Origin of the sequence: Kitasatospora sp. NPDC088391 (assembly GCF_044753345.1) — a bacterium.
In the GTDB taxonomy this organism is placed as follows: domain Bacteria; phylum Actinomycetota; class Actinomycetes; order Streptomycetales; family Streptomycetaceae; genus Kitasatospora.
This window is the reverse complement of the sequence record NZ_JBIVNB010000001.1, coordinates 76,602-98,644: the sequence shown is the minus strand read 5'-3', so window position 1 is coordinate 98,644 and position 22,043 is coordinate 76,602. Positions and strand designations below refer to the sequence as shown.

At 74.9% G+C, this 22,043-nt stretch carries 17 protein-coding genes and 1 riboswitch; of the genes, 10 read left to right on the top strand and 7 right to left on the bottom strand.

Annotated elements, in window-relative coordinates:
• Positions 1–172: 172 nt before the first annotated feature.
• Both ACIQBJ_RS00405 and ACIQBJ_RS00400 read right to left on the bottom strand, forming a co-directional pair.
• Complete coding sequence (locus tag ACIQBJ_RS00405; RefSeq protein ID WP_400700982.1) at positions 173–1,606, bottom strand: NRAMP family divalent metal transporter; 1,434 nt, start codon at positions 1,604–1,606, stop codon at positions 173–175.
• Positions 1,603–2,970, bottom strand: a complete 1,368-nt coding sequence (locus tag ACIQBJ_RS00400) for a magnesium transporter MgtE N-terminal domain-containing protein (protein ID WP_400700979.1) — start codon at positions 2,968–2,970, stop codon at positions 1,603–1,605. The genes ACIQBJ_RS00405 and ACIQBJ_RS00400 overlap by 4 nt, the downstream gene beginning before the upstream one ends.
• Before the next feature lie 531 nt (positions 2,971–3,501).
• Positions 3,502–3,675, bottom strand: a riboswitch (M-box (ykoK) riboswitch).
• Positions 3,676–3,969: 294 nt separating this feature from the next.
• On the opposite strand from ACIQBJ_RS00400, the gene ACIQBJ_RS00395 reads away from it, so the two are divergent.
• Together ACIQBJ_RS00395 and ACIQBJ_RS00390 are read left to right on the top strand one after the other, a co-directional pair.
• Positions 3,970–5,376, top strand: a complete 1,407-nt coding sequence (locus tag ACIQBJ_RS00395) for an acyltransferase (RefSeq protein WP_400700976.1) — start codon at positions 3,970–3,972, stop codon at positions 5,374–5,376.
• Positions 5,377–5,511: 135 nt separating this feature from the next.
• Positions 5,512–6,201 (top strand): SDR family NAD(P)-dependent oxidoreductase, encoded by a 690-nt coding sequence (locus ACIQBJ_RS00390; RefSeq protein ID WP_400700973.1) that lies wholly within the window; start codon positions 5,512–5,514, stop codon positions 6,199–6,201.
• Positions 6,202–6,349: 148 nt separating this feature from the next.
• Here the strand turns inward: ACIQBJ_RS00390 and ACIQBJ_RS00385 are convergent, their stop codons facing one another.
• Entirely contained in the window at positions 6,350–7,216 is an 867-nt protein-coding gene (locus ACIQBJ_RS00385) for a GNAT family N-acetyltransferase (protein WP_400700970.1), read from the bottom strand.
• Between the two features lie 326 nt (positions 7,217–7,542).
• On the opposite strand from ACIQBJ_RS00385, the gene ACIQBJ_RS00380 reads away from it, so the two are divergent.
• From ACIQBJ_RS00380 to ACIQBJ_RS00370, 3 genes are read left to right on the top strand one after another with little or no spacing between them, the layout of a single operon-like run.
• Positions 7,543–8,901 carry a glutamine synthetase family protein gene (locus ACIQBJ_RS00380; protein WP_400700967.1) on the top strand — a complete coding sequence of 453 codons (1,359 nt, stop codon included), beginning with the start codon at positions 7,543–7,545 and terminating at the stop codon, positions 8,899–8,901.
• 38 nt (positions 8,902–8,939) lie between these two features.
• Positions 8,940–10,316, top strand: coding sequence for an aldehyde dehydrogenase family protein (locus ACIQBJ_RS00375; protein WP_400700964.1), 1,377 nt, complete (start codon positions 8,940–8,942; stop codon positions 10,314–10,316).
• Positions 10,313–11,089 carry a 3-oxoacyl-ACP reductase gene (locus ACIQBJ_RS00370; protein WP_400700961.1) on the top strand — a complete coding sequence of 259 codons (777 nt, stop codon included), beginning with the start codon at positions 10,313–10,315 and terminating at the stop codon, positions 11,087–11,089. Before ACIQBJ_RS00375 ends, ACIQBJ_RS00370 begins: the two co-directional genes overlap by 4 nt.
• Before the next feature lie 93 nt (positions 11,090–11,182).
• Here ACIQBJ_RS00370 and ACIQBJ_RS00365 read toward each other — a convergent pair whose 3' ends face one another.
• Together ACIQBJ_RS00365 and ACIQBJ_RS00360 are read right to left on the bottom strand one after the other, a co-directional pair.
• Positions 11,183–11,584 (bottom strand): hypothetical protein, encoded by a 402-nt coding sequence (locus tag ACIQBJ_RS00365; protein WP_400700958.1) that lies wholly within the window; start codon positions 11,582–11,584, stop codon positions 11,183–11,185.
• 200 nt (positions 11,585–11,784) lie between these two features.
• A complete protein-coding gene (locus ACIQBJ_RS00360; RefSeq protein WP_400700955.1) occupies positions 11,785–14,901 on the bottom strand; it encodes a SpoIIE family protein phosphatase in 3,117 nt (1,038 codons plus the stop codon).
• A gap of 134 nt (positions 14,902–15,035) precedes the next feature.
• Here ACIQBJ_RS00360 and ACIQBJ_RS00355 point away from each other — a divergent pair, with 134 nt between their 5' ends.
• The gene (locus ACIQBJ_RS00355; RefSeq protein WP_400700952.1) at positions 15,036–15,992 is read left to right on the top strand and encodes a pseudouridine synthase; all 957 of its coding nucleotides are present in this window, start codon (positions 15,036–15,038) and stop codon (positions 15,990–15,992) included.
• Positions 15,993–16,180: 188 nt separating this feature from the next.
• On the top strand, positions 16,181–17,104 hold the full coding sequence (locus ACIQBJ_RS00350; RefSeq protein ID WP_400700949.1) for a diiron oxygenase: 924 nt from the start codon (positions 16,181–16,183) through the stop codon (positions 17,102–17,104).
• Between the two features lie 79 nt (positions 17,105–17,183).
• Here ACIQBJ_RS00350 and ACIQBJ_RS00345 read toward each other — a convergent pair whose 3' ends face one another.
• Both ACIQBJ_RS00345 and ACIQBJ_RS00340 read right to left on the bottom strand, forming a co-directional pair.
• Positions 17,184–17,606 (bottom strand): DUF5959 family protein, encoded by a 423-nt coding sequence (locus ACIQBJ_RS00345; RefSeq protein ID WP_400700946.1) that lies wholly within the window; start codon positions 17,604–17,606, stop codon positions 17,184–17,186.
• Between the two features lie 75 nt (positions 17,607–17,681).
• The gene (locus ACIQBJ_RS00340) at positions 17,682–18,920 is read right to left on the bottom strand and encodes an NADH:flavin oxidoreductase/NADH oxidase family protein (RefSeq protein ID WP_400700943.1); all 1,239 of its coding nucleotides are present in this window, start codon (positions 18,918–18,920) and stop codon (positions 17,682–17,684) included.
• A gap of 163 nt (positions 18,921–19,083) precedes the next feature.
• Between ACIQBJ_RS00340 and ACIQBJ_RS00335 the strand changes: the two genes are divergently transcribed.
• The 3 genes from ACIQBJ_RS00335 to ACIQBJ_RS00325 all read left to right on the top strand — a co-directional run bounded on the left by ACIQBJ_RS00335 (position 19,084) and on the right by ACIQBJ_RS00325 (position 21,993).
• Positions 19,084–19,848 (top strand): SDR family NAD(P)-dependent oxidoreductase, encoded by a 765-nt coding sequence (locus ACIQBJ_RS00335; RefSeq protein WP_400700941.1) that lies wholly within the window; start codon positions 19,084–19,086, stop codon positions 19,846–19,848.
• A 154-nt stretch (positions 19,849–20,002) separates the two neighbouring features.
• Positions 20,003–21,055, top strand: coding sequence for a hypothetical protein (locus ACIQBJ_RS00330; RefSeq protein WP_400700938.1), 1,053 nt, complete (start codon positions 20,003–20,005; stop codon positions 21,053–21,055).
• A 47-nt stretch (positions 21,056–21,102) separates the two neighbouring features.
• Positions 21,103–21,993: a 3-hydroxyacyl-CoA dehydrogenase family protein gene (locus ACIQBJ_RS00325; protein WP_400700935.1), complete on the top strand. Its 891-nt coding sequence runs from the start codon at positions 21,103–21,105 to the stop codon at positions 21,991–21,993.
• The last annotated feature ends 50 nt before the right edge of the window (positions 21,994–22,043 follow it).

Genomic DNA, 22,043 nt, shown 5'->3' with positions numbered 1-22,043 from the left:
GCCGGAAAACAGGGACCGGGGCGCCGACACGGGTCGGCGCCCCGGCGGAAGGAGGGAACGCGTGCGAGCAGGGACGAAGAACCGGCTGGCGGAGCTGTGGGCATGGTGCGAGCGCCTCCGGCACCGGCAGCAGCACCAGTACCGGCTCCGAGAGCGCCTTCGGCAGTGGCGGTCAGGCCAGGCCGAACCACCCGAGCAGGGTCTGCACCAGCAGGATGGTGGACATCAGGGCGACCCCGACGACCACTGCGGTCGCGGCGATCCGGTAGCGCGGGCTGTTCGCGGCGGCACCGAGCAGCGAGCGCCGGTTGGTGAGCACCAGCAGGTAGACCAGCACGATCGGGCTGATCAGACCCTGCAGCACCTGGGTGCCGATCAGCAGTTGGATGACGTCGACGGGAGTGAGGGCCACGATCGCGCCCAGGGCGATCTGCGCGGTGAAGACACCGAGGAACAGCGGCGCGTCCCGGAACCGGCGGGACACCGAACGTTCCACCCCGGCGGCCTCGCCGATCGCGTAGCTCGCCGACAGCGGCACCACGGCACCGGCCAGTGCCGAGGCACCGAGCAGCCCGAAGGCGAACAGCAGCTCCGCGCCCTGACCGGCGACGGGTTCCAACGCGCGGGCGGCCTCGGCGGCGGACTGCAGCGGGCCGCTGCCGCCGATCGCGGAGGCGGTGGCGATGATGATGGTCAGGCTGATCAGGCAGGCGAAGATCGCGCCGAGTACGGCGTCCGCCCGGATCAGCTTGTAGTCCTCGGGCTTCGCGCCCCGGTCCACCACCCCGGCGGCGGCGTAGAACTGCATGTACGGGCTGACGGTCGTTCCGATCAGGGCGACGGCCAGCAGGATGAAGTCGCTGGAGGGCTCCATGTGCGGTACGGCGAGGTTCTTGCCGACCTCGCCCCAGTGCGGATGGCCGAGGATCATTGCGATCGGGTAGGAGAAGAACGCCAACGACATCACCAGGAAGATCCGCTCCGCCCAGCGGTAGGAGCCGAACAGCACCAGTGCCCACAGCAGGCCGGCGGCCGGCGGGATCACCGCCCACTTCGGGACGCCCAGCAGTTCGAACGCGGCACCGATCCCGGCGAACTCGCTGACCACCAGGCCGGTGTTGGCCAGCAGCAGGCAGCCCACCGCGAGAGCGGTCAGGCGCAGGCTGAACTGCTCGCGGATCAGCGCCCCGAGGCCCTTGCCGGTGTGCGCGCCCAACCGGACGGCCATCTCCTGGACCATCACCAGGGCGATGGTCACCAGCACCATGAAGAACAGCGTGCCGTAGGTGAATTGGGAGCCCGCCGAGGCGTAGGTGGCGATCCCGGCGGCGTCGTTGCCGGCGTTGGCCGCGACCAGGCCCGGTCCGGCGACCATGGCGATCGCCGCGATCCGGCGCCACCCGCGACGGCGGCCCCGGCCACCACCGCCACCCCGGCCTTCCGGGCCGGGGCCGGGACCCGGCTCCGCGGGCAGGGAGCCGACGGCGGCCCGGGCACCCGGAACGGCTGCGGTGGCGGCGACACCGGTACCGACGACGGCGGTGACGGAGGCTCCGGTGGGGTCGGTCGGGCCGAGGCCGGCGGAGTCGGTGCGGATGGTGCTCACTGGAGGAACCTCCGGAAGTGCAGGCGCCCGCGCTCGGGCAGCAGGGCGTCGAGGATGTCGTCGGCGAGGATGCGGCCCAGCGGCCGGCCGTCCTCGTCGACGACCAGGAGGGAGGACTTGCGGGCCGCCACCAGCCGGTCGGCGGCCCGGGCGAGCCGGGTGTCGGGGGAGAGCGTCAAGGGCTCCCCGAACTGGGCCAGCCAGGCCACCAGATCGGTGAGCGGCGTGGCGTCCTCGGCCACCGCGAGGTCGAACAGCGGTACGTCGGCGAGCAGTCGTCCCGCGGGGTCGAGCACCACGACGGCGTCGATCTCGGTGCGGTGCTCGGACTGCGCGGCCAGTTCCGCACGGACCTCGCCGACGGTCTGCTCCAGCCGGGCGGTCACCAGACGGGTCGTCATGGCACCACCGGCCGTGCCCTCGCGGTGTGCGAGCAGGCCGCGCAGCTCGGCGGCCTCCGCGTCCGGCATCCGGGCCAGCAGGGTCTCCCGTTCCCGGGGCTGCAGGTCGCGCAGCGCGTCGGCGGCCTCGTCGGGCTCCATCTCGTCGACCAGCCGGGCGGCGTGCTCGGGCCTGGCCTCGCGCAGCAGGTTCTCCAGCTCGGCGGGCTCCATCTCCTCCAGCGCGTCCGCCGCGTGCTCCGGCTCCAGCCAGCCCAGCAGTTGCTGGCGCTCGCTGCGGCCGAGGTCCTCCAGGATGTCGGCCAGATCGGCGGGGCGCAGCCGGTGCAGGGCCGAGCGGGAGGCCCGCAGCCGGACCTCGGCCGGGCCCTCGGTGGCCTGCGCGCCGAACGGGGCGACGGACTGCCAGTCCAGCACCCGCTCCGGGGTGGGCCGGGCCTGCCAGCGACGCGGCCCCAGCCGGCGCAGCAGGGTGGGCAGCGACACGTCCACCCCGACCAGTACGGTCCGGCCGACCAGCGGTGCGAGGTACAGGTCGGCGGCCCGGGTGACCTGCACGCCGTCCACGTCGACGAGCTGGTGGTCCAGCACGTCCCGGGCCAGCAGGACCTCGCCGGGGCGGCGCTGGAAGTCCCGCAGGTCGACCCGGGAGGCCCGCAGCTCGGCCAGCCCGGCGCCCAGGCGCCCGACCGCGTCGGCGGGCACGAAGGCCCGGCGGCGGCCGATCCGCAGGATCAGCCCGGTCACCGGTGGGTACGGGTCCGGGCCGTACAGGCGGGCGACCACGTCGGCGAGCCGGCCGACCTCGGCACCCGCCTGGTTGGTGACGGGCGCGCCGATCAACCCGGCGAGGGAGACCAGCGAGGAGCGCACCGCCCGGCTGGCGGTCGCCCGATGCTCGAGGCTGACCCGGCGGTCACGGAGCCGGGCCGTGGTGGAACCGAACAGTGTGTTGGTGGCCATGAGGAACACCCCCTCTGGCCCCGGCATGACGGGGCCGGCAGGAGGTCCGGGGCAGCTCCGGTCCCACCTCGGCGCAGGCGTCGGCGCACCACCGGCGACACCGCGTGCCGCCGACCGCGCACCGGGTCGGCAGCGCACACCCGGTCGCGGACCGGGAGAGCAATTGCCGTGCGGGGCACAGGAGGAAGGAGACCTGACGGGGCGTCGGCCCGGGTGCGCGCAGGCACCGGAGGCCGACCCGACGGAGGAACGGCTCGGCTGCGGTCGGTTGTTCGACGAGTCGGCCGCAGCAGGGGCGGCCGGCACGACGGACAACCGGCGGCACTCGGCCGGACGGTGTCGGACGTGGTGTCAGGAAAGGGGGAGTTGCCTCGAACCGAAGGACAACGAACCGAAGGGCATCGGTGAGGACGCCACGAGAAGGGGCCGACTGTGCCCCGGACTATTACTGTCCATCTCGCCTCCTCCCGGTCCTGGCTCACGGGCTCCACCCGTGGCCGCACGGCAGGCGACCGGGCCGCACGACGGCCCGGCGCACCCCTACTCGTCAGAGCTTTGGCACTCCACGGCGTGTCCCCGCACCGCGGGGAAGCCACTTGGGGTCACCCCTTGGGCCGGGGAGACCTGTCCTGATCCGGAGCGTCTCTCGACGGGTGGGATCAGTGGCCTGTGTCCGTGAAGACGCCTCACCGAACGAGGTGTCTGGTCTTGACGAGATCAGGATAGGCCCTTCGCGGCCCCGGTCACGCCACTTTGACCAGGGTTTGACCTCCGCACGACCCGGGACGACCGGCGCGGACGGCGGCCGACGGAAGGAGGTGAACACCGGGCGGCGGGGCGATACCGGGCCGACAACGGGTCGATGTCGCAGCGACGCGGGCCGGGCACCGTCCGGGTGGAGCGGGACGCCCAACAGGCGGCAGCGGAGGGAGGGTTGTGTCCGAACCGCAACGCGCCGGACGGCGCGATCGTGAGCCGGGAGTGGCGATGATGACCGGCATGGGGGACGAAGGGACACGGACGGACGGCACCACGGCACGCAACGGGTACGTGGACCTGCTGCGGGCGGCGGCGATCGTGCTGGTGGTGCTCGGGCACTGGCTGATCACCGCCCTGGTGCGGGAGCCCGACGGCACGCTGCGGGCACCGGAGTTGATGGCCACCGTGCCCTGGACGCAGTGGCTGACCCTGGGCTTCCAGATCATGCCGCTGTTCTTCCTGGCCGGCGGCTACGCCGCGGCCGGCTCCTGGAGCCGCACCCTCGCCGGGGGCGGCACGGCGGCGGGCTGGATACGGGGCCGGGCGATCCGCCTGCTGCTGCCGACCACCGCCTACCTGGTGCCCGCCCTGGGCGGCCTGGCCGTCGCCGCCGCGCTGGGCGCCGACCCGGCGCTGCTGGGAATGATCGGCTGGGCCCTGGCCATGCAGTTCTGGTTCCTGCCGGTCTACCTGGCGATCAGCGCGCTCACCCCCTGGCTGTACGCACTGCACCGCCGCTGGGGCCTCGGCTCCGTCGCCGCCCTCGCCGCGGCCGCCCTCATCCTCGACCTCGCCGTCCTGGCCGCCGACGCCGACTGGGCGGACCGGGCCGGCCTGCTGAACTACCTCCTGGTGTGGGCCGTGGCCTACCAGCTCGGCTTCGCCTGGCGGGACGGCGGGGCAGCCGCCCGGCCCGGGTTCGGCGCGGCCCTCGCGGTCGGCGGCGCGGCCGGGTACGCCGCCCTGGTCGGGTTCGGACCGTTCCCGGTCAGCCTGGTACTGGTCAGCGGCGAGGAGATCTCCAACACGGACCCGCCGTCCGCCGCGATGCTGTCCTGGCTGCTCGCCCAGTGCGGCCTGTGCCTGCTCCTCGCCCCGTACGCCGAACGCCTGCTGCGCGCCGGGCGCGGCGCCCGGCCGGTCGAACCGCTCGGCCGGGCCGCCATGTCGCTCTACCTGTGGCACATGGTGCCCGTCCTGGCCGCCGGGGCCGCCTTCTACCTCACCGACCTGGCCCCCGAGCCCGAGGTCGGCTCCCCCGCCTGGTGGGCCTGGCGTCCGGCCTGGGGCCTGGTGCTCGCCCTGCTCCTCGCGGCGCTGCTCGCCGCCCTGCGCCCCGTCGACCGGTTGCTGCTGCGCGCCGGCCGCCGGGCCGGACCGAACGCCCCGGTCCGGGGCGTGGTCCGAACGGCCGCCCTGCTGCTCGGACTCGCCGCCGCCTGCTGGTCCCTGGCCCACTGGGCGGCCGAGGGCCTGGCCCGCCCCGGCACGGTCGCCCCGTCGCTCCTGCTGGCCTTCGCCGCCGGCACCCTGCTGGTGGGTGGCGCGGCGGCGGGAGGGCAGGGGCGGGCGACCGCGCCCCGGGTGCCGGGCGCCGTCCCGTCGGTGGAGCGGGCGGGAGAGGGGGTGACCGGTCCGGCGGGCTGAACTGCCGGGCGTTCCAAGAGGCTTCCCGGTTCCCGGTGCCCGGTTCCCGGGGCGCGGGGCCGCCGCGGGGGAGCGCAGGGGGCACCCCGGTAAAACCGATGGCCGACCGGCTCCCCCCGGAGAGAGGCTGGGTCCATGACGACGATTCTGATCACCGGGGCCAACAAGGGCCTCGGCCGCGAGACCGCCCGCCGCCTGATCGCCGAGGGCCACACCGTCTACGTGGGGGCGCGCAGCGCCGAGCGGGGCGAGAAGGCCGCCGCCGAGCTCGGCGCCCGGTTCGTGCAGCTCGACGTCACCGACGACGCGTCGGTGGCCGCCGCGGTGGCCGCGGTCGAGGCCTACGGCGGCCTCGACGTCCTGGTCAACAACGCCGGGATCGAGGTGCGTTCGCCGGAGGGCGCCGTCATCGGCGCCGCCGAGCTGACCGCCGACGTCCTGCGCGAGGTGTTCGAGACCAACGTCTTCGGCCTGGTCCGGGTGACGCACGCCTTCCTGCCGCTGCTGGAGCGCTCCGCCGCCCCGGTGGTGGTCAACGTCAGCAGCGGCCTGGCCTCGCTGAGCGCGGCCGGCAAGGGCTACCCGGGGGCGGCCTACCCGACCTCCAAGACCGCGGTCAACATGCTCACCGTCCAGTTCGCCAAGGCGTTCCCGGGGATGCGGATCAACGCGGTGGAGCCCGGCTACACCGCGACCGACCTGAACGGGCACGAGGGCGCGCAGACGGTCGAGCAGGGCGCCGAGGCGATCGTCCGGATGGCGCAGATCGGACCGGACGGCCCGACCGGTGGCTACTTCGACGCGACGGGCCCGCTGGCCTGGTGACCGTCCCGGGACGGGGGAGTCGGCCCCCGTGCACCGCTCGGCGGGAGCCGACGGTCGGGCCGGTCGCGCGGCTCGCCCAAAGACGGCTTGTGGCAAGAGAGTTGCCGGGCCGAGCGCCGGCAGGAGGACCCCCTCGGGCGCAGGGGTGTCAGAGGTCGAGGCGGAATTCGACGGAGCGGTGGGTGGGGCGGTAGCCGAGGGCGTGGTTGGTGGCGATCATCGCGGTGTTGTGGTCGGCGGTGTCGGCGAGCAGGCCGGTGATGCGGGGGTGCTCGGCGCGGGTCCGGCGGATGGTCTCGGCCTTGACGGCGCGGGCGAGGCCGCGGTGGCGGTGGGCGGGGAGGACGCCGGTGCCGTAGTGCTGGGCGTCGCCGGTGCGGTCGGCGGGCAGGACGAGTTCGGTGAAGCCGACGATCCGGTCGGTCGCGGTCTCCACCGCGGCGACGGTGAACAGGAGTTCGCCCCGGTCGGCGACCGCCTTCGCGGCGGCCAGCACCCGCTCCTCGTCCCAGACCATCAGGCCGAAGCCGGTGTCGCCCATGGGGGTGTCGTCCATCGCGGTGCGGGCGTGCGTGAAGTCGGCCAGCCGCTCGCCCGGGCAGCTGCCGGTCCAGGAGATCAGCCGGTAGTCGGGATGGAGGGGCGCGTCGGGGAGCGGGGCACCGGCCAGGTCGAGGCGGGTGAACTCCAGGACGAGCGCGCGGGTGAAGCCGTGGGCGGTCAGGAAGGCGTCGCCGGGGGAGCCCTCGGCGGCCGGGGCCAGCAGGACGCGGCGGCCGTCCGCGCGGGCCGCGTCGCGCGCGGCGGCGAGCAGGGCCGTGCCGACCCCGCGGCGGCGCTCCGCCGGGTGGACGTCCAGGGAGAGCTCGGCGAGATGGGACTGCTCGGCCGAGTGGAACAGCCGGAGGAAGGCGCTGCCGAGCGGCGTCCCCCCGGGAGCGGAGGCCAGCCAGGCGAGGCGGTGCGTGTGGGCGCCGGTGGCGGGGTCGGTGAGGGCGGTCAGACGGAAGGTCACGGTGGGCGGACTCCGGAGTGTGTGCGGCGGTCGGGCACGCGCCACCGAAACAGCTCCGGCCGGGGAGGGCAAGGGATTTTCGCCGCCCAGCCCCGCCCGCCACCCTTCCCCGGCCCACCCGTCGCCCTTCCCCACCCCGCCCGCCACCCCTCCCCGGACCCGCTCGGAACCGCGGGAGGAAGAGGTGATGATCACTCAACTCGCGTGCGGAAAAAATCTTCTGACGAATCGTCGGAAATCGATGACGCCCGCGCGGCCACTGGTGCGCGCGGGGCCGGGGCGGGATCATCGTCGCTGTGACGGTCGGCTCGGACGGTGGAGGTCGGATGGGCGAGGCGCGGCTCACGGTGGAACGGCTGCGGGAGCTGGTGGCCGAGGGCGCGGTGGAGACCGTGGTCCTCGCCGTCACCGACATGCAGGGCAGACTCCAGGGCAAGCGGCTGGCCGCCGAGCACTTCCTGCACGAGGTGCTGACCGGCGGCGCCGAGGGCTGCGGCTACCTGCTGGCGGTGGACGTGGAGATGAACACCGTCGACGGGTACGCCGTCTCCTCCTGGGAGAGCGGCTACGGCGACCTGGTCTTCGCCCCGGACCTGTCGACCCTGCGGATGGTGCCCTGGCACCCGGCCACCGCGATGGTGCAGTGCGACCTCGCGCACCACGACGGCACCCCGGTCGCGGTCTCGCCCCGCCAGGTGCTGCGCCGCCAACTGGAACGGCTGGCCGGCTACGGCTGGCGCGCGTACGTGGGCACCGAGCTGGAGTTCATGGTGTTCCGGGACAGCTACGAGCGGGCCTGGGAGAAGCACTACCAGGAGCTGACGCCCGTCAACCAGTACAACGTGGACTACTCGATCCTCGGCACCGCCCGGATCGAGCCGCTGCTGCGCCGCCTGCGCACCGGGATGGCGGGCGCCGGGCTGACGGTGGAGTCCGCGAAGGGCGAGTGCAACCTCGGCCAGCACGAGATCGCGTTCCGCTACGCCGACGCCCTGACCACCTGCGACGACCACGCCGTCTACAAGACCGGCGCGAAGGAGATCGCCGCGCAGGAGGGCGTCAGCCTCACCTTCATGGCCAAGTACGACCAGCGCGAGGGCAACTCCTGCCACGTGCACCTGAGCCTGCGCGACGAGCAGGACCGCCCGGTGTTCCCCGGCGAGGGCGCGCACGGCTTCTCCCGGACGATGGAGCACTTCCTCGCCGGGCAGCTCGCCTGCCTCGACCAGTTCGCGCTGCTGCTCGCCCCGACCGTCAACTCCTACAAGCGCTACGTGCCGGGCAGCTTCGCCCCCACCGCGATCGCCTGGGGCCGCGACAACCGCACCTGCGCGCTGCGGGTGGTCGGCCACGGCCCGGCGCTGCGGTTCGAGAACCGGGTGCCCGGCGGCGACGTCAACCCGTACCTGGCGGTGGCCGCGCTGATCGCCGCCGGACTGCACGGCGTGGAGCACCAGCTGCCGCTGGAGGACGAGTTCACCGGCAACGCATACGCCTCCGACGCGCCCCGGGTGCCCGCCGCGCTCCGCGAGGCCGTCGACCGGTTCGACCGCAGCGAGGCCGCCACGGTGGCCTTCGGCAAGGACGTCGTCCGGCACTACGCCCACGCCGGACGGGTCGAACTCGCCGCCTACGACGCCGCGGTGACCGACTGGGAGCGCCGCCGCGGCTTCGAACGGCTGTGAGACCAGCAGGACGCGGACCCGAGAACGAGGAGGAGCAGGTGCCCCAGGAACCCGACCCCTACCAGGTGGTCGACCCCGCCACCGAGGAGGTGATCGCCACCGTCGACATGGCCGACCTGGCCGCCACCGACGCGGCGATCGCCCGGGCCGGAGCCGCGTTCGAGAGCTGGCGGAAGGTGGCGCCCGGCGACCGGGCCCGGCTGCTGCGCCGCTTCGCCGCCGAAGTGGACGCCGAACGCGAGCAGTTGGCCGCCCTGGAGGTCGCCAACGCCGGGCACACCATCGGCAACGCCCGCTGGGAGGCCGGCAACGCCCGCGACGTCATCGAGTACTACGCCGGCGCGCCCGAGCGGCTGTTCGGCCGGCAGATCCCGGTCGCGGGCGGCCTCGACGTGACCTTCCACGAGCCGCTCGGCGTGGTCGGCGTGATCGTCCCGTGGAACTTCCCGATGCCGATCGCCGCCTGGGCGCTCGCTCCGGCCCTCGCCGCCGGCAACACCGTCATCGTCAAGCCCGCCGAACTCACCCCCCTCACCGCGCTGCGCCTCGCCGAACTCGCCCTGCGCGCGGGCCTCCCCGAGGGCGTGCTGCAGGTCCTGCCCGGCCGCGGCCCGGTCGTCGGGCAGCGCTTCGTCACCCACCCCGACGTGCGCAAGGTGGTGTTCACCGGCTCCACCGCCGTCGGAAAGTCGATCATGGCCGGGTGCGCGGCGCAGGTGAAGCCGGTCACGCTCGAACTCGGCGGCAAGAGCGCCAACATCGTGTTCGCCGACGCCGACCTGGAGAAGGCCGCCGCCACCGCCCCGTACGCGGTGTTCGACAACGCCGGGCAGGACTGCTGCGCCCGCTCCCGGATCCTGGTCGAGGCGAGCGTCCACGAGGAGTTCCTGCAGCGGCTGGAGGTCGCGGTCAGGGCGGTCCGGGTCGGCGACCCGCGCGACGAGAAGACCGAGATGGGCCCGCTGATCTCGGCCGCGCACCGGGCCCGGGTCGCCTCCTACGTGGACGGCGACACCGAGGTGGCGTTCCGCGGCAGCGTCCCCGACGGGCCCGGGTTCTGGTACCCGCCGACGGTGCTCGCCCCGATCGCCCCCGACCACCGGGCGTTCACCGAGGAGGTGTTCGGCCCGGTCGTCACCGTCGTCCCCTTCCGCGGCGAGAGCGACGCGGTCCGGATCGCCAACGCCACCGAGTACGGCCTGTCCGGGTCGATCTGGACCCGCGACGTCGGCCGCGCGCTGCGCGTCGCCCGGGCCGTCGAGGCGGGCAACCTGTCCGTCAACTCGCACTCCTCGGTCCGCTACTGGACGCCGTTCGGCGGCTTCAAGCAGTCCGGCCTGGGCCGCGAACTCGGACCGGACGCCCTGCACGCCTTCACCGAGACCAAGAACGTCTTCATCGCCACGGAGGAATGAGCGACATGAGCAAGCGACTCGACGGCCGGGTGGCGGTCGTCACCGGCGCCGGCAGCGGCATCGGCCTGGCCACGGTGCGCCGCTTCGCGGCCGAGGGGGCCAAGGTGGTGTGCGCCGACATCGACGACGAGAGCGGCGCCAAGGCCGCCAACGAGGTCGGCGGCCTGTTCGTGCGCACCGACGTCACCGACGAGGAGCAGGTCCGCACCCTGTTCGACACCGCCGTCGAGCACTACGGCAGCCTCGACGTGGCGTTCAACAACGCCGGCATCTCGCCGCCCGACGACGACTCGATCCTGGTCACCGGCCTGGACGCGTGGAAGCGGGTCCAGGAGGTCAACCTCACCTCGGTGTACCTGTGCTGCAAGTACGCCATCGGCCACATGCGGCGGCAGGGCAAGGGCTCGATCATCAACACCGCGTCCTTCGTCGCGGTGATGGGCGCCGCCACCTCGCAGATCTCCTACAGCGCCTCCAAGGGCGGCGTGCTGGCGATGAGCCGCGAACTCGGCGTGGAGTTCGCCCGCGAAGGCATCCGGGTCAACGCGCTGTGCCCCGGCCCGGTCAACACCCCGCTGCTGCAGGAACTGTTCGCCAAGGACCCGGAGCGGGCCGCCCGCCGCCTGGTGCACATCCCGCTCGGCCGGTTCGCCGAACCCGAGGAGATCGCCGCCGCGGTCGCCTTCCTGGCCAGCGACGACTCCTCCTTCATGACCGCCAATACCTTCCTGGTCGACGGCGGCATCTCCGGCGCCTACGTCACCCCCCTGTAGACCCCGGGAACCCGGAGGGCCCGGCACCCCCGCGGCCCCGGGAACACGACGGCCGGGCGGGTCCGCGAGGGACACCGCCCGGCCGACGGGGCGTCACATCGACGAGGACGCGTCCCCGCCCACCGCGAGGGCGTCGCCGCCCTCGGCCAGCGCGTCGCCGCCGACCGCCAGCGCCGCGCCGCCGCACAGCGCCTCGGCGTCGCCGCCGACCGCGCCCGCGAAGCCGTTCTCGGCCCAGGCATCGCCGCCGACCGCACCGGCGCTGCCGTCCATCGCGCCCGCGTTGCCGCCGACCGCCAGCGCGTTGCCGCGCTCGGCCCAGGCGTCGCCGCCGATCGCACCCGCGCTGCCGCCGTGCGCGGTCGCGTCGCCGCCGACCGCCAGCGCCCCGTGCGGGTGGCAGTGCGAGTGCGCGGACGCCGTGCCCGCCGCGCCGAACAGGGCGAGCCCGGTGAGGAAGGTGGCGGTGGTGAGCTTGGCAATGCTGGAACGCATCGAGTCCTCCATGGTTGGTGCTGGACGCGACCGATCATCGGGGAGCGCGGGCCCGCGCCGCGCGCCGCGCCACGCCCCGTCACCCGGCCGGGGCAACGGCACCGCCGCGACGGGTGAGCACGGTACCGCCGGATGCCGTACACCCGCCGACCGGCCCGTTGACGCCCGTTGACGGTCCGGTGATGCCAGCTGACGGTCCGTCAGTGCGCGGAGCGGGCCGGCAGCTCCATCTCGAACCAGACCACCTTGCCGTCCCGGGTCGCCCGGCTGCCCCAGCGGTGCGCCAGCTCGTTGACCAGCAGCATCCCGCGCCCGCCCTCGTCCTGCGCCCCGGCCGGCCGCAGCCGCGGCTCCCGGCTGTCCGCGTCCGACACCTCCACCGTCAGCAGCGCCCCCCGGAACACCCGCAGCTGCAGCGGCGACCCGGCGTGCAGCAGCGCGTTCGCCAGGATCTCGCCGGTCAGCAGCACCACCGGCTCGACCAGCGAATCCAGTCCCCAGTCCGTCAGCGTCCGCCGGGTGAAGTCCCGGGCGTGCCGCAGCAGCGCCGGATCGCCCGACAGCGGCAGCGTCGCCAGCCGGTCCGTGCCGACCGGCCCCGCGTGCGCCATGATCACCGCGACGTCGTCCTGCCCGAGCTTCGCCCCCAGCGCCTCCAGCACCGCGTCGCAGCCGCGCTCCAGCGACTCCTGGCGGTGCGTCACCGTCTCCCGCAGCAGCTCCAGCCCCTCGTCCAGGTCCTGGCCGCGCCGCTCCACCAGCCCGTCCGTGTACAGCACCAGCAGCCCGTCCGCGCGCAGCGGGAAGCGCACCGACTCGAACGGCACCCCGCCGACGCCCAGCGGCGCCCCCGGCGGCGGCTCCACCAACCGCGCCTCCCCGTCCCGCTCCGACACCACCGGCGGCAGGTGGCCGGCCGACGCCAGGATGCACTCCTCGTCCACCGGGTCGAACACCGCGCACACGCAGGTCGCGAACTGGCCCTCGCCGAGCTGCGCCGTCGCCTCGTCCAGCCGCCGCAGCACCCGCGCCGGGTCCAGGTCCAGCGTCACCAGCGTCCGCGCCACCGTCCGCAGCTGCCCCATCGTCGCCGCCGCCCGGATGCCGTGCCCCATCACGTCGCCGACGATCAGCGCCACCCGGCCGCCGGTCAGCGGCACCACGTCGAACCAGTCGCCGCCCACCTCGTCGCCCACGCTGGACGGCAGGTACCGGTGCGCGATCTCCAGCCCGGGCGTGCCGTGCACGTCCTGCGGCAGCAGGCTGCGCTGCAGGGTCAGCGCCGTCTCCCGCTCCCGCCGGTACAGCCGGGCGTTGTCGATGCAGACCGCCGCCCGCGCCGCCAGCTCCTCGCCCAGCGCCAGGTCCGCCGCCGTGAACGGCTCCGGGTTCGCCACCCGGACGAACTCCACCCCGCCCAGCACCTGACCGCGCGCCAGCAGCGGCACCATCAGGTACGAGTGCACGCCCGCCTCCAGGCTCGGCGCGACCCGGTCCGGGGTCGCCACGATCCGGCTCAGCGCCGCCTCGTCCACGTGCGGCACCAGGATCGACCGCCCCGTCCGCATCGCCTGCGCGTACAGCTTCGCCGACCGGGTCGCCGCCCCCACCTCGTCCGCCGCCCCCGCCAACTGGTCGCCGCCGTCCCGCTCGCCCACCGCGACCGCCCGCAGCAGCACCGACCCGGACTCCGGCACCGGCTCCGGGTCCTCGCCCGACAGCACCGCCTCCCGGATGTCGACCGTCACGAAGTCCGCGAACCGGGGGATCACCACCTCCACCAGCTCCCGCGCCGTCAGCGTCAGGTCCAGCGTGGTGCCGATCCGGGTCGACGCCTCGTTCAGCAGCGCCAGCCGCTGCTGGGCCGCCTCCGCCGCCTCCAGCGCCCGCTGCCGCTGCTCCGCGGCGTCCCGCTCCCGGGTGTACAGCAGCGCGTTGTCGATCGACACCGCCGCCCGGGCCGCCAGCTCGGTGGCCAGCGCCAGGTCCGCCCCGTCGTAGGGCGCCTCGGTCCGGGAGCGGAAGAACGTCGCCGTGCCGATCGCCGCGCCCCGGGCGATCAGCGGCACCACCATCAGCGACCGCACCCCCTGGGTGCGGATCGCCCCGCCGCGCAGCGGGTCGTCGGCGAACCAGCTCATCCCCGGGTCGTCGGTGCGCGGCACCAGCACCGGCCGGCCGTGTGCCAGCGCCCACGCGTACGGGGTGCTCGGGTGCAGCCGCTGCACCGTGCCGACCGGCGCGATCGGCGTCATCCCGCTGCCCGGCACGGTGTGGAAGGCCAGCCGGCGCAGCACCGCGGAGCGGTCCGCCCGGTCCGGCCGCCCGGGCTGATCGCCCCGCACCAGGCCGTCCAGCACCTCGACCACCACGGTGTCCGCCAGCCGCGGCGCGGCCGTCTCGGCCAGCTCCCGGGCGGTGGTCGCCAGGTCCAGCGTGGTGCCGATCCGGGTCGACGCCTCGTTCAGCAGCGCCAGCCGCTGCCGGGCCGCCGCGGCGGCGGTCTCCGCCTCGAAGCGGTCGGTGATGTCCACGATCGTGGTGCTCACCCCCAGCACCGTGCCGTCCGGCTGCTCCAGCCGGAAGCTCGACACCGACCAGGCGTGCTCGCGCTCCGGGTCGGCCGCCGTCCGGCCGTGCGCGCGGACGTCCACCATCGGCCGCCCGTCCGCCAGGATCCGCCGCATCGCCGCCTCGGCCGTCCGGCTGTCGATCCCCGGCAGCACCTCCGACAGCCGCCGCCCGAGGTGCTGCTCCACCGGCAGCCCGTTGATCCGCGCCATCGCCCCGTTCAGCCGGACGAACCGCAGGTCGGTGTCGAACACGCCCATGCCGACCGGCGACTGGGTGAAGAACCCGTCCAGCAGCGCCAGGTCCGCGGCCAGCCGCCGCACCTCGCCGACGTCCGAGGCCACCGCCAGCACCATCGGCAGGCCGTCCTGCCCCAGCACCGGGTACGTCCGGAACTCCAGCGGCACCAGGTGCCCGTCCCGGTGCCGGACCGGGAACACGCCCGACCACGGGTGCCCCGACAGGATCCGGGAGAACAGCTCCAGCACCGCCGGCCGGCGCTCCGGACCGACCAGGATGTCCGCCGCCCTGGCCCCCACCGTGCCCGCCACCGGGTGGCCGAGCAGGGCCTCCGCGTCCGGACTCCAGTGCAGGATCCGCCCGTCCGCGGCGACCAGCGCGGTCGCCACCGGGATCGAGAGCAGCCCGTCCGGGACCGCCGCCCGCACCGCCGTGAGCGGGGGAGCGGTGCGGGTCCGGGAGGTCCGGGAAGTCCGGGAGGTCAAGCCCTGCTTGTCGGTGTCCATCTGGCCACCTGCCGTTCCGGGGGCGGGTACAGCCCTGCCATCCTCGCACGGGTGACGGCGGACGCCCAGACGGGTGACCGGCCGTTAGGGTGCCCGGATGGACACCCTCCGCACCGGCCCGCAGGCGGCACCCCGTGGCACGTAGGAAACCCGCGCCGGTCGGTCCGCTGCCGCAGCGCGACGGGATCGACCCCGTGCACGTACGGCTGCCCCTCGACGGGCCCTGGGAAACCGTCCGGGCCTACCTGGAGGAGCGCTACGGCGCGGCCGCCGGGCCCGGACGGGTGAACGAGATGCTCGCCGAGGGCGCCTTCGCCGCGCCCGACGGCCCGGTCACCGCCGACACGCCCTACCGGCCCGGCGGCCACCTGTGGTTCCACCGCGACCCCGGGCCGCCCGAGCCCGTCGTCCCGTTCCCGATCGAGGTGCTGCACTGCGACGAGCGGATCGTGGTCGCCGACAAGCCGCACTTCCTGGCCACCACCCCGCGCGGCAGCCACGCCGTCGAGACCGCGCTGGCCCGGCTCCGCCGCGACCTCGGCCTGCCCCGGCTCAGCCCCGCGCACCGGCTGGACCGGCTCACCGCCGGCGTGGTGCTGTTCGTCGTCGAACCGGCGCTGCGCGGCGCCTACCAGGGCCTGTTCGAGCGGCGCGAACCCGTCAAGGAGTACGAGGCCGTCGCCCGGTTCGACCCGGCCGTCGAGCTGCCGGTCACGGTGCGCAGCCGGATCGTCAAGGAGCACGGCCGGATGGACGCCCACGAGGTGCCGGGGGAGCCGAACGCGGAGAGCCGGATCGAGCTGGTCGAGGCCCGCGGCGGGCTCGGCCGCTACCGGCTGCGCCCGCGCACCGGGCGCACCCACCAGCTGCGGGTGCACATGAACGCGCTGGGCCTGCCGATCCTCGGCGACCCGCTCTACCCCGCGGTGCTCCCCGAACCGGACGTCGAGGACTACCGCCACCCCCTCCAACTCCTGGCCCGCTCCCTGGAGTTCACCGACCCGCTGACCGGCGAACGACTGCGCTTCGCCAGCCCCCGCGACCTCGGCGCCTGGCCGCCCCCGACGAATCCGGCGGACCCGGCCCACTGACGTCCCACTGACGTCCCGCCGACGGCCCGCCGGCGGGCCATCGGCGGCCCGCCGGCGGCCCGCCGGGGCGCTCGGGCGGGGCGGGGTTGTGCGCGGTGTATTGACGGACAGTCTAATAACTTCTACCTTCGCGGCAGTGCCACCACTCCACCCTCGGACCGCCGCCCCCACAGCGAAGGAGAGCCGGCATGTCGCCCCAGCCCGCCACCCCCGCCGCGCCCGACCGCGAGCGCACCGCGCCCGATCGGGAGCGCACCGCCGAACGCCTGCTCGCCTCCTCCGCGAAGCTCTCGTTCAACCCGCTCAAGGACGTCGACTGGGACGCCGACCCCGTCCCCGGCGCGTACTACTGCCCGCCCCGGCACCTGTCCCTCTACGGCACCGAGCTGTGGGACCGGATGACCGAGGCCGAGCGGATCGAACTCTCCAAGCACGAGGTCGCCTCGATCGCCAGCGTCGGCATCTGGTTCGAGGAGATCCTGATGCAGATGCTGCTGCGGCACGCCTTCGACCGGGACCCCACCAGCAACCACGTGCAGTACGCGCTGACCGAGATCGCCGACGAGTGCCGGCACTCGATCATGTTCGCCCGGATGATCGCCAGGATGGGCGTGCCCGCGTACGGCGCCGGATTCGTCGCGCACAACCTCGGCCGGCTGTTCAAGGCGATCTCCACGCACAGCCAGACGTTCGGCGGCACCATGTACGTCGAGGAGATCCTGGACGCCTTCCAGCGCGAGGTGATGAACGACGAGACCCTCCAGCCGCTCACCCGGCAGGTCTCCCGCATCCACGTGATCGAGGAGGCCCGGCACATCAGCTACGCCCGCGAGGAACTGGTCCGCAAGCACCTCGGCCCGGTCCGCCGCCGGTACGAGCAGCTGTTCATCGGACTGATCGTCTACTACGCCACCACCGCGCTGATCCACCCCCGCCTCTACGGCGCGGTCGGCGTCGACCCGAAGGTCGGCAAGGCCGTCGCCCGGGCCAACCCGCACTGGCGCTCCACCAAGATCGAGATGGCCCAGAAGGTGGTCTCGGTCCTGGACAAGGCGGGGCTGGTCGGCCGCACCAACCGCTGGCTGCTGCGCGCCGCGGGCGTGATCGCCTAGAGCCCTGCGGGGCCGGAGTCTGCGAGGCCGGGACCTGTGCGGGGCCGGGCCTGCGGGCTGGGCGAGCGTGCGGGCCCGCTCAGCGGGCCCCGGGCAGGGTGGCGCGCAGGCGCTCCAGACGGGCGGCGGCGCGCGCGGCCCAGCCGTCGCGCGGGTTCAGCGGGACGGTCACCGTGACCCCGCTCTGCACCGGGTCGCGGACCTCCACCACGAACGGGTCGGCGCCGTGCAGCCGGAGGTAGGCGCTGCGGCCCGCCTCCGGCCAGTCGGCGGCCCGGCCGTCCGGCGGGGTGCCGTCCTCCTCGGCGGCGGCGCGCCGGTCGAGCCAGGCGGCCAGGTCCGCGAGGTCGGCGTCGGTGAAGTGGACCGGCAGGCGGGCCCGGACGAAGCCGGTGTCGATCACGAGTTCGCCCTCGTGTCGGCCGCCCTTCCCCGCCCGGTCCAGCTCGACCGTGACGCTCCGCTCCCGGTCCGCGAACCTGACCACGTCCGACTCCGCCATCCCCGTCCCCTCCTCGGCGCCCTCGTTCGACGTGCCACGGCATCCTGCCACGGCCGACGGGGCGGGTGCGGCCGCTCAGGAGGCGCGGGCGGCGAGCCAGCCGCGGTAGCGGCGCAGCGCCCGGCGCTGCCGGAGCTGCTCGGCGAGCAGCGCGACGGCCGGGTGGACGCCCGGGCGGGGCGCGCCGCCCCCGGCCAGCCGGCGCAGCTGGTGGCGGACCTGCGCCATGCTCGCGGCGGAGGCCAGCGGCTTGTCCCGCCACTCGACCGGCCGCAGCCGGCGCTCCGCCTCGTCGCCGCGCCGCCAGCGCGCGGGCAGGTCGGGGGTGACGGCGAGCGCGGTGCCCAGGCCGACCAGCGCGACCCCCTCGGCCAGCACCTGCTCGGCGGTGGCCCGGCGGGTGACGCCGCCGGTGAGCATCAGCGGCAGCGGACTGGTGGCGACCAGCTCCCGGGCCAGTTCCAGGAAGTACGCCTCCCGGGCCCGGGTGCGGCCGTCGGTGGCGCGGCCGGTCATCGCCGGGCTCTCGTAGCTGCCACCGGACAGCTCGACCAGGTCGACGCCGAGCGGGGCCAGCCACCCGATCACCCGGCGGGCGTCCTCGGCGTCGAAGCCGCCGCGCTGGAAGTCCGCCGAGTTGAGCTTCACGGCGACGGTGAAGGACGGCGCGACGGCCGCCCGGACCGCCCGGACGGTGTCCAGCAGCATCCGGGCCCGGTTCTCCAGCGGCCCGCCCCAGGCGTCGGTGCGCCGGTTGACCAGCGGGGAGAGGAACTGCGACAGCAGGTAGCCGTGCGCGGCGTGGATCTCCACCCCGTCGAACCCGGCCTGCTCGGCGCGGGCGGCCGTGACGGCGAAGCGCCGTACGGTGTCGGCGATCTGATCGGCCGTCATGGCGCTCGGGCGGCCGAAGCGGCCGCTGTGCCGCCCCAGGTCGACGCCGACCTCGGACGGTCCCCAGGTGACGCCGGGCATGTCGGCGGCGACCTGGCGGCCGGGGTGGTTGATCTGCATCCAGACCGCCCCGCCGCCGGACTTGGCGGCCGCCGCCCAGGCCGCGAACGGCGCCGTCGGCGCGGCCGCGTCCAGCACGACGCCGGCCGGGCCGGTCAGCGCCTCGGCGTGCACCATCACGTTGCCGGTGATCAGCAGTCCCGTGCCGCCCGCCGCCCAGCGCCGGTACAGCTCGACCAGCCGCCCGTCGGGCAGCTGGCCGGGGCCGGCCAGGTTCTCCTCCATCGCGGCCTTCGCGATCCGGTTGGGCAGGACGGCCCCGGACGCCAGGGGCAGGGGCGTGAACAGCTCGCCGGTCATCGGACCGCCTTCTTCCTCGGCTGAGAATGTATGCGGTGTCCACATTAGGCGAGGGATGTGTGCGCCGCAAACATCCTGGGGCCGCCCGGGCCGCCCAGGCCGCCTGGGCCGTACGATGCCCACGAAGATCATCGGGACACGGATCGGAATACGAGGGGGAACCATGGGGGAACGGCTCGCGGTGGTGTCCGGCGGCGGGACCGGGATCGGCCGGGAGACCGCCCGCACCCTGGCCGCCGACGGCCACCGGGTGGTGGTGCTCGGCCGCCGCGCCGACGTCCTGCAACGCGCCGCGGCACAGATCGACGCCGAACTGGGCACGTCCCGGGTGGTGCCGCTGGCCGCCGACCTGGCCGACGCCGACCAGGTGGCCCGGGCCGCCGACACGATCGCCGGGCTCGGCCCGGTGGACGTCCTGGTCAACAACGCGGGCTCGATCATCACCCCGCCCGCCGACCCCGGCCTGCGGGCCCTCGCCGACGCCTGGCGCCGCGACCTCGACACCAACCTGATGACGGCCGTCCTGCTCACCACCGCCCTCCTGCCGCAGCTGCGGCGCCCCGGCGGACGCCTGGTCATGATCAGCTCGGCCGCCGCGCAGCGCGGCGGCGCCGGCCCGCACTCGGCGGGCGCCTACGCCGCGGCCAAGGCCGCCCTGCACGGCTGGGCCTTCGGCCTGGCCCGCCAACTGGGCCCCGACGGCATCACGGTGAACGTCCTCGCCCCCGGCTACGTCGCCGACACCGAGATCTTCGGCACCGACCGGAACGAGGATTTCCACCGGGCCAAGGTCGCCGACACCCTGGTGGGCCGGGCCGGCACCCCCGCCGACGTCGCCTCGGCGGTCGCCTGGATCGCCTCCCCGGCCGCGGGCTACCTCACCGGCCAGGTCATCGGCCTCAACGGCGGCGCGGTCCTGGGCCGCTGACGGGCCGTCCGGCGGCGTCCGGTCCCGTCGGCCCGCCCTCGTTCGGTCCCGTCGGCTTGTGGTCCGACCGGGCGGCCCCTGAGCTGGGAACTGTGCCGGCCGCGGGCCGGGACCGGGCCCCGCAGCCCGTCCGACTCCTCCCGAGGTGACCTCCATGGCGCTCGTGACCATCGTCGGCACCGGTGCCACCGGCCCCTCCCGGGCCCCGGCCGTCCGGTGCCGCCCGGCAAGGGCCCCCGACCGGTGCCGCGGAAGGCGGCCGGAGGTGACCGCCGCCGGGCCCGCCCCCAAGCACCTACTGGCCCTGCAGTTCGCCCCGGGCCGGGTGCTGGCCGTCGACCCCGCGGACGGCCGGGTCCGCACCCTGGTCGAGGACGCCGGACCCGCCCCGGACGGCGTGGTCCGGGCCGGTGGCACCGTGTACTGGACCACGATGGGCGCGCCCGCCACCGACCCCCGCGCACCGGGCGAGCAGGGCTACGACTTCTCCCGGCCCAACGGCGGCCTGCACGCCTGGACCCCCGGAAGCCCGCCGCGCGACCTCCTCCCGCCCGGGGCGACGACCACCGGCAAGCAACTCGCCACCGGCGGCGCCGGCAGCCTGTACTGGTGCGACCGCGAGGGCCACCGGATCAGCCGGGTGGGCACCGACGGCAGCGGTCCGACCGACCTCGTGGTCACGCCCGCCGCCGAGGGGATCATGGGGGAATGCGTCGGCATCGCCGTCGACCCGGCCCGCGGCCACCTGTACTGGAACCAGAAGGGCCCCGCCAAGGGCAGCCGGGGGCGCATCTTGCGGGCCGCCCTGGAGATCCCCGCCGGGCAGAGCGCCGAGCACCGCACCGACGTCGAGGTGCTCTGGGACCACCTGCCCGAACCGATCGACCTGCACCTCGACGGCGACACCCTCTACTGGACCGACCGGGGCGCCGCCCCCGACGGCAACACGCTCAACCGCGCACCGCTGCCCGGCCCCGGCGCCCCCGGCACGCCCCCGCAGATCCTGGCGGCCGGCTTCGCCGAGGCGATCGGCCTCGCCGAGGCGATCGGCCTCGCCGTCGACAGTGCCGCCGGCCTCGCCTACGTCGCGGACCTGGGCGGGCACATCCGCGAGGTCCCGCTCCCCGACGGCCCCGCGGCCGGCCGGGCCCCGCGCGAGGTCGTCGCGCTCGGCGTCCCGCTGACCGGCCTGTGCCTGCTCCCGTGACCACCCGCCCGTCCCCGCCCCGCACCCCCGGAAGGAAACGCGCCGCCATGGCCTTCACCCTCCCCGCCGGCATCGAGTCCCGCCCCGTCACCGTGATCGGCGCGGGCACCCTCGGACGCCGGATCGCCCTGATGTTCGCCACCCGCGGCGGCGAAGTCCGGATCTTCGACCCGAGCCGCGCCGCCGCCGAACAGGCCGTCGCCTACGTCGCCGAGCACATCGCCGAGGTCGCCGCCACCGTCGAGGGCGGCCGACCCGGCACCGCCGCGGCCCACGACGACCAGGCCGCCGCCGTGGCCGACGCCTGGCTGGTCGTGGAGGCTGTCCCGGAGCACCTCGACCTGAAGAATCGGGTCTTCGCCGACCTCGACCGGCAGGCGGAACCCGACGCGATCCTGGCCAGCAACTCCTCCTCGTACCCGACCAGCCAGTTCGTCGACGGCGTCACCCACGTCGAACGCGTCGTCAACATGCACTTCTACATGCCGCCGCAGCAGAACGCCGTCGACCTGATGTCCGACGGGAGGACCGACCCCGCGGTGCTGGCCTTCCTGGAGGAGGAACTGCCCAAGTACGGCGTCTTCCCGTTCGAGGCCCGCAAGGAGTCGACCGGCTTCATCTTCAACCGCATCTGGGCCGCCATCAAGCGCGAGGCCCTGGCAGTGGTCGCCGAAGGCGTCTCCACCCCGCAGGACGTCGATCGGATGTGGCAGATCAACATGGGCCTGAAGGCTGGCCCGTTCCGGATGATGGACCAGGTCGGCCTCGACGTCGCGCTCGACATCGAGAACCACTACGCCGCCGAGAACCCGCACCTCCCCGAGGGGCCGCGCGAACTGCTCCGGAGCTACGTCGACGCCGGACACCTCGGCGTCAAGACCGGCCGCGGCTTCTACGACGACTACTCCGCCCCCGCCTCCACCTCCGCCCCCGCGTAGCCGGAGCGGCGGCAGCCCGGTCGTGGGGGTCGTTCGGTGGCGGGGTTAGA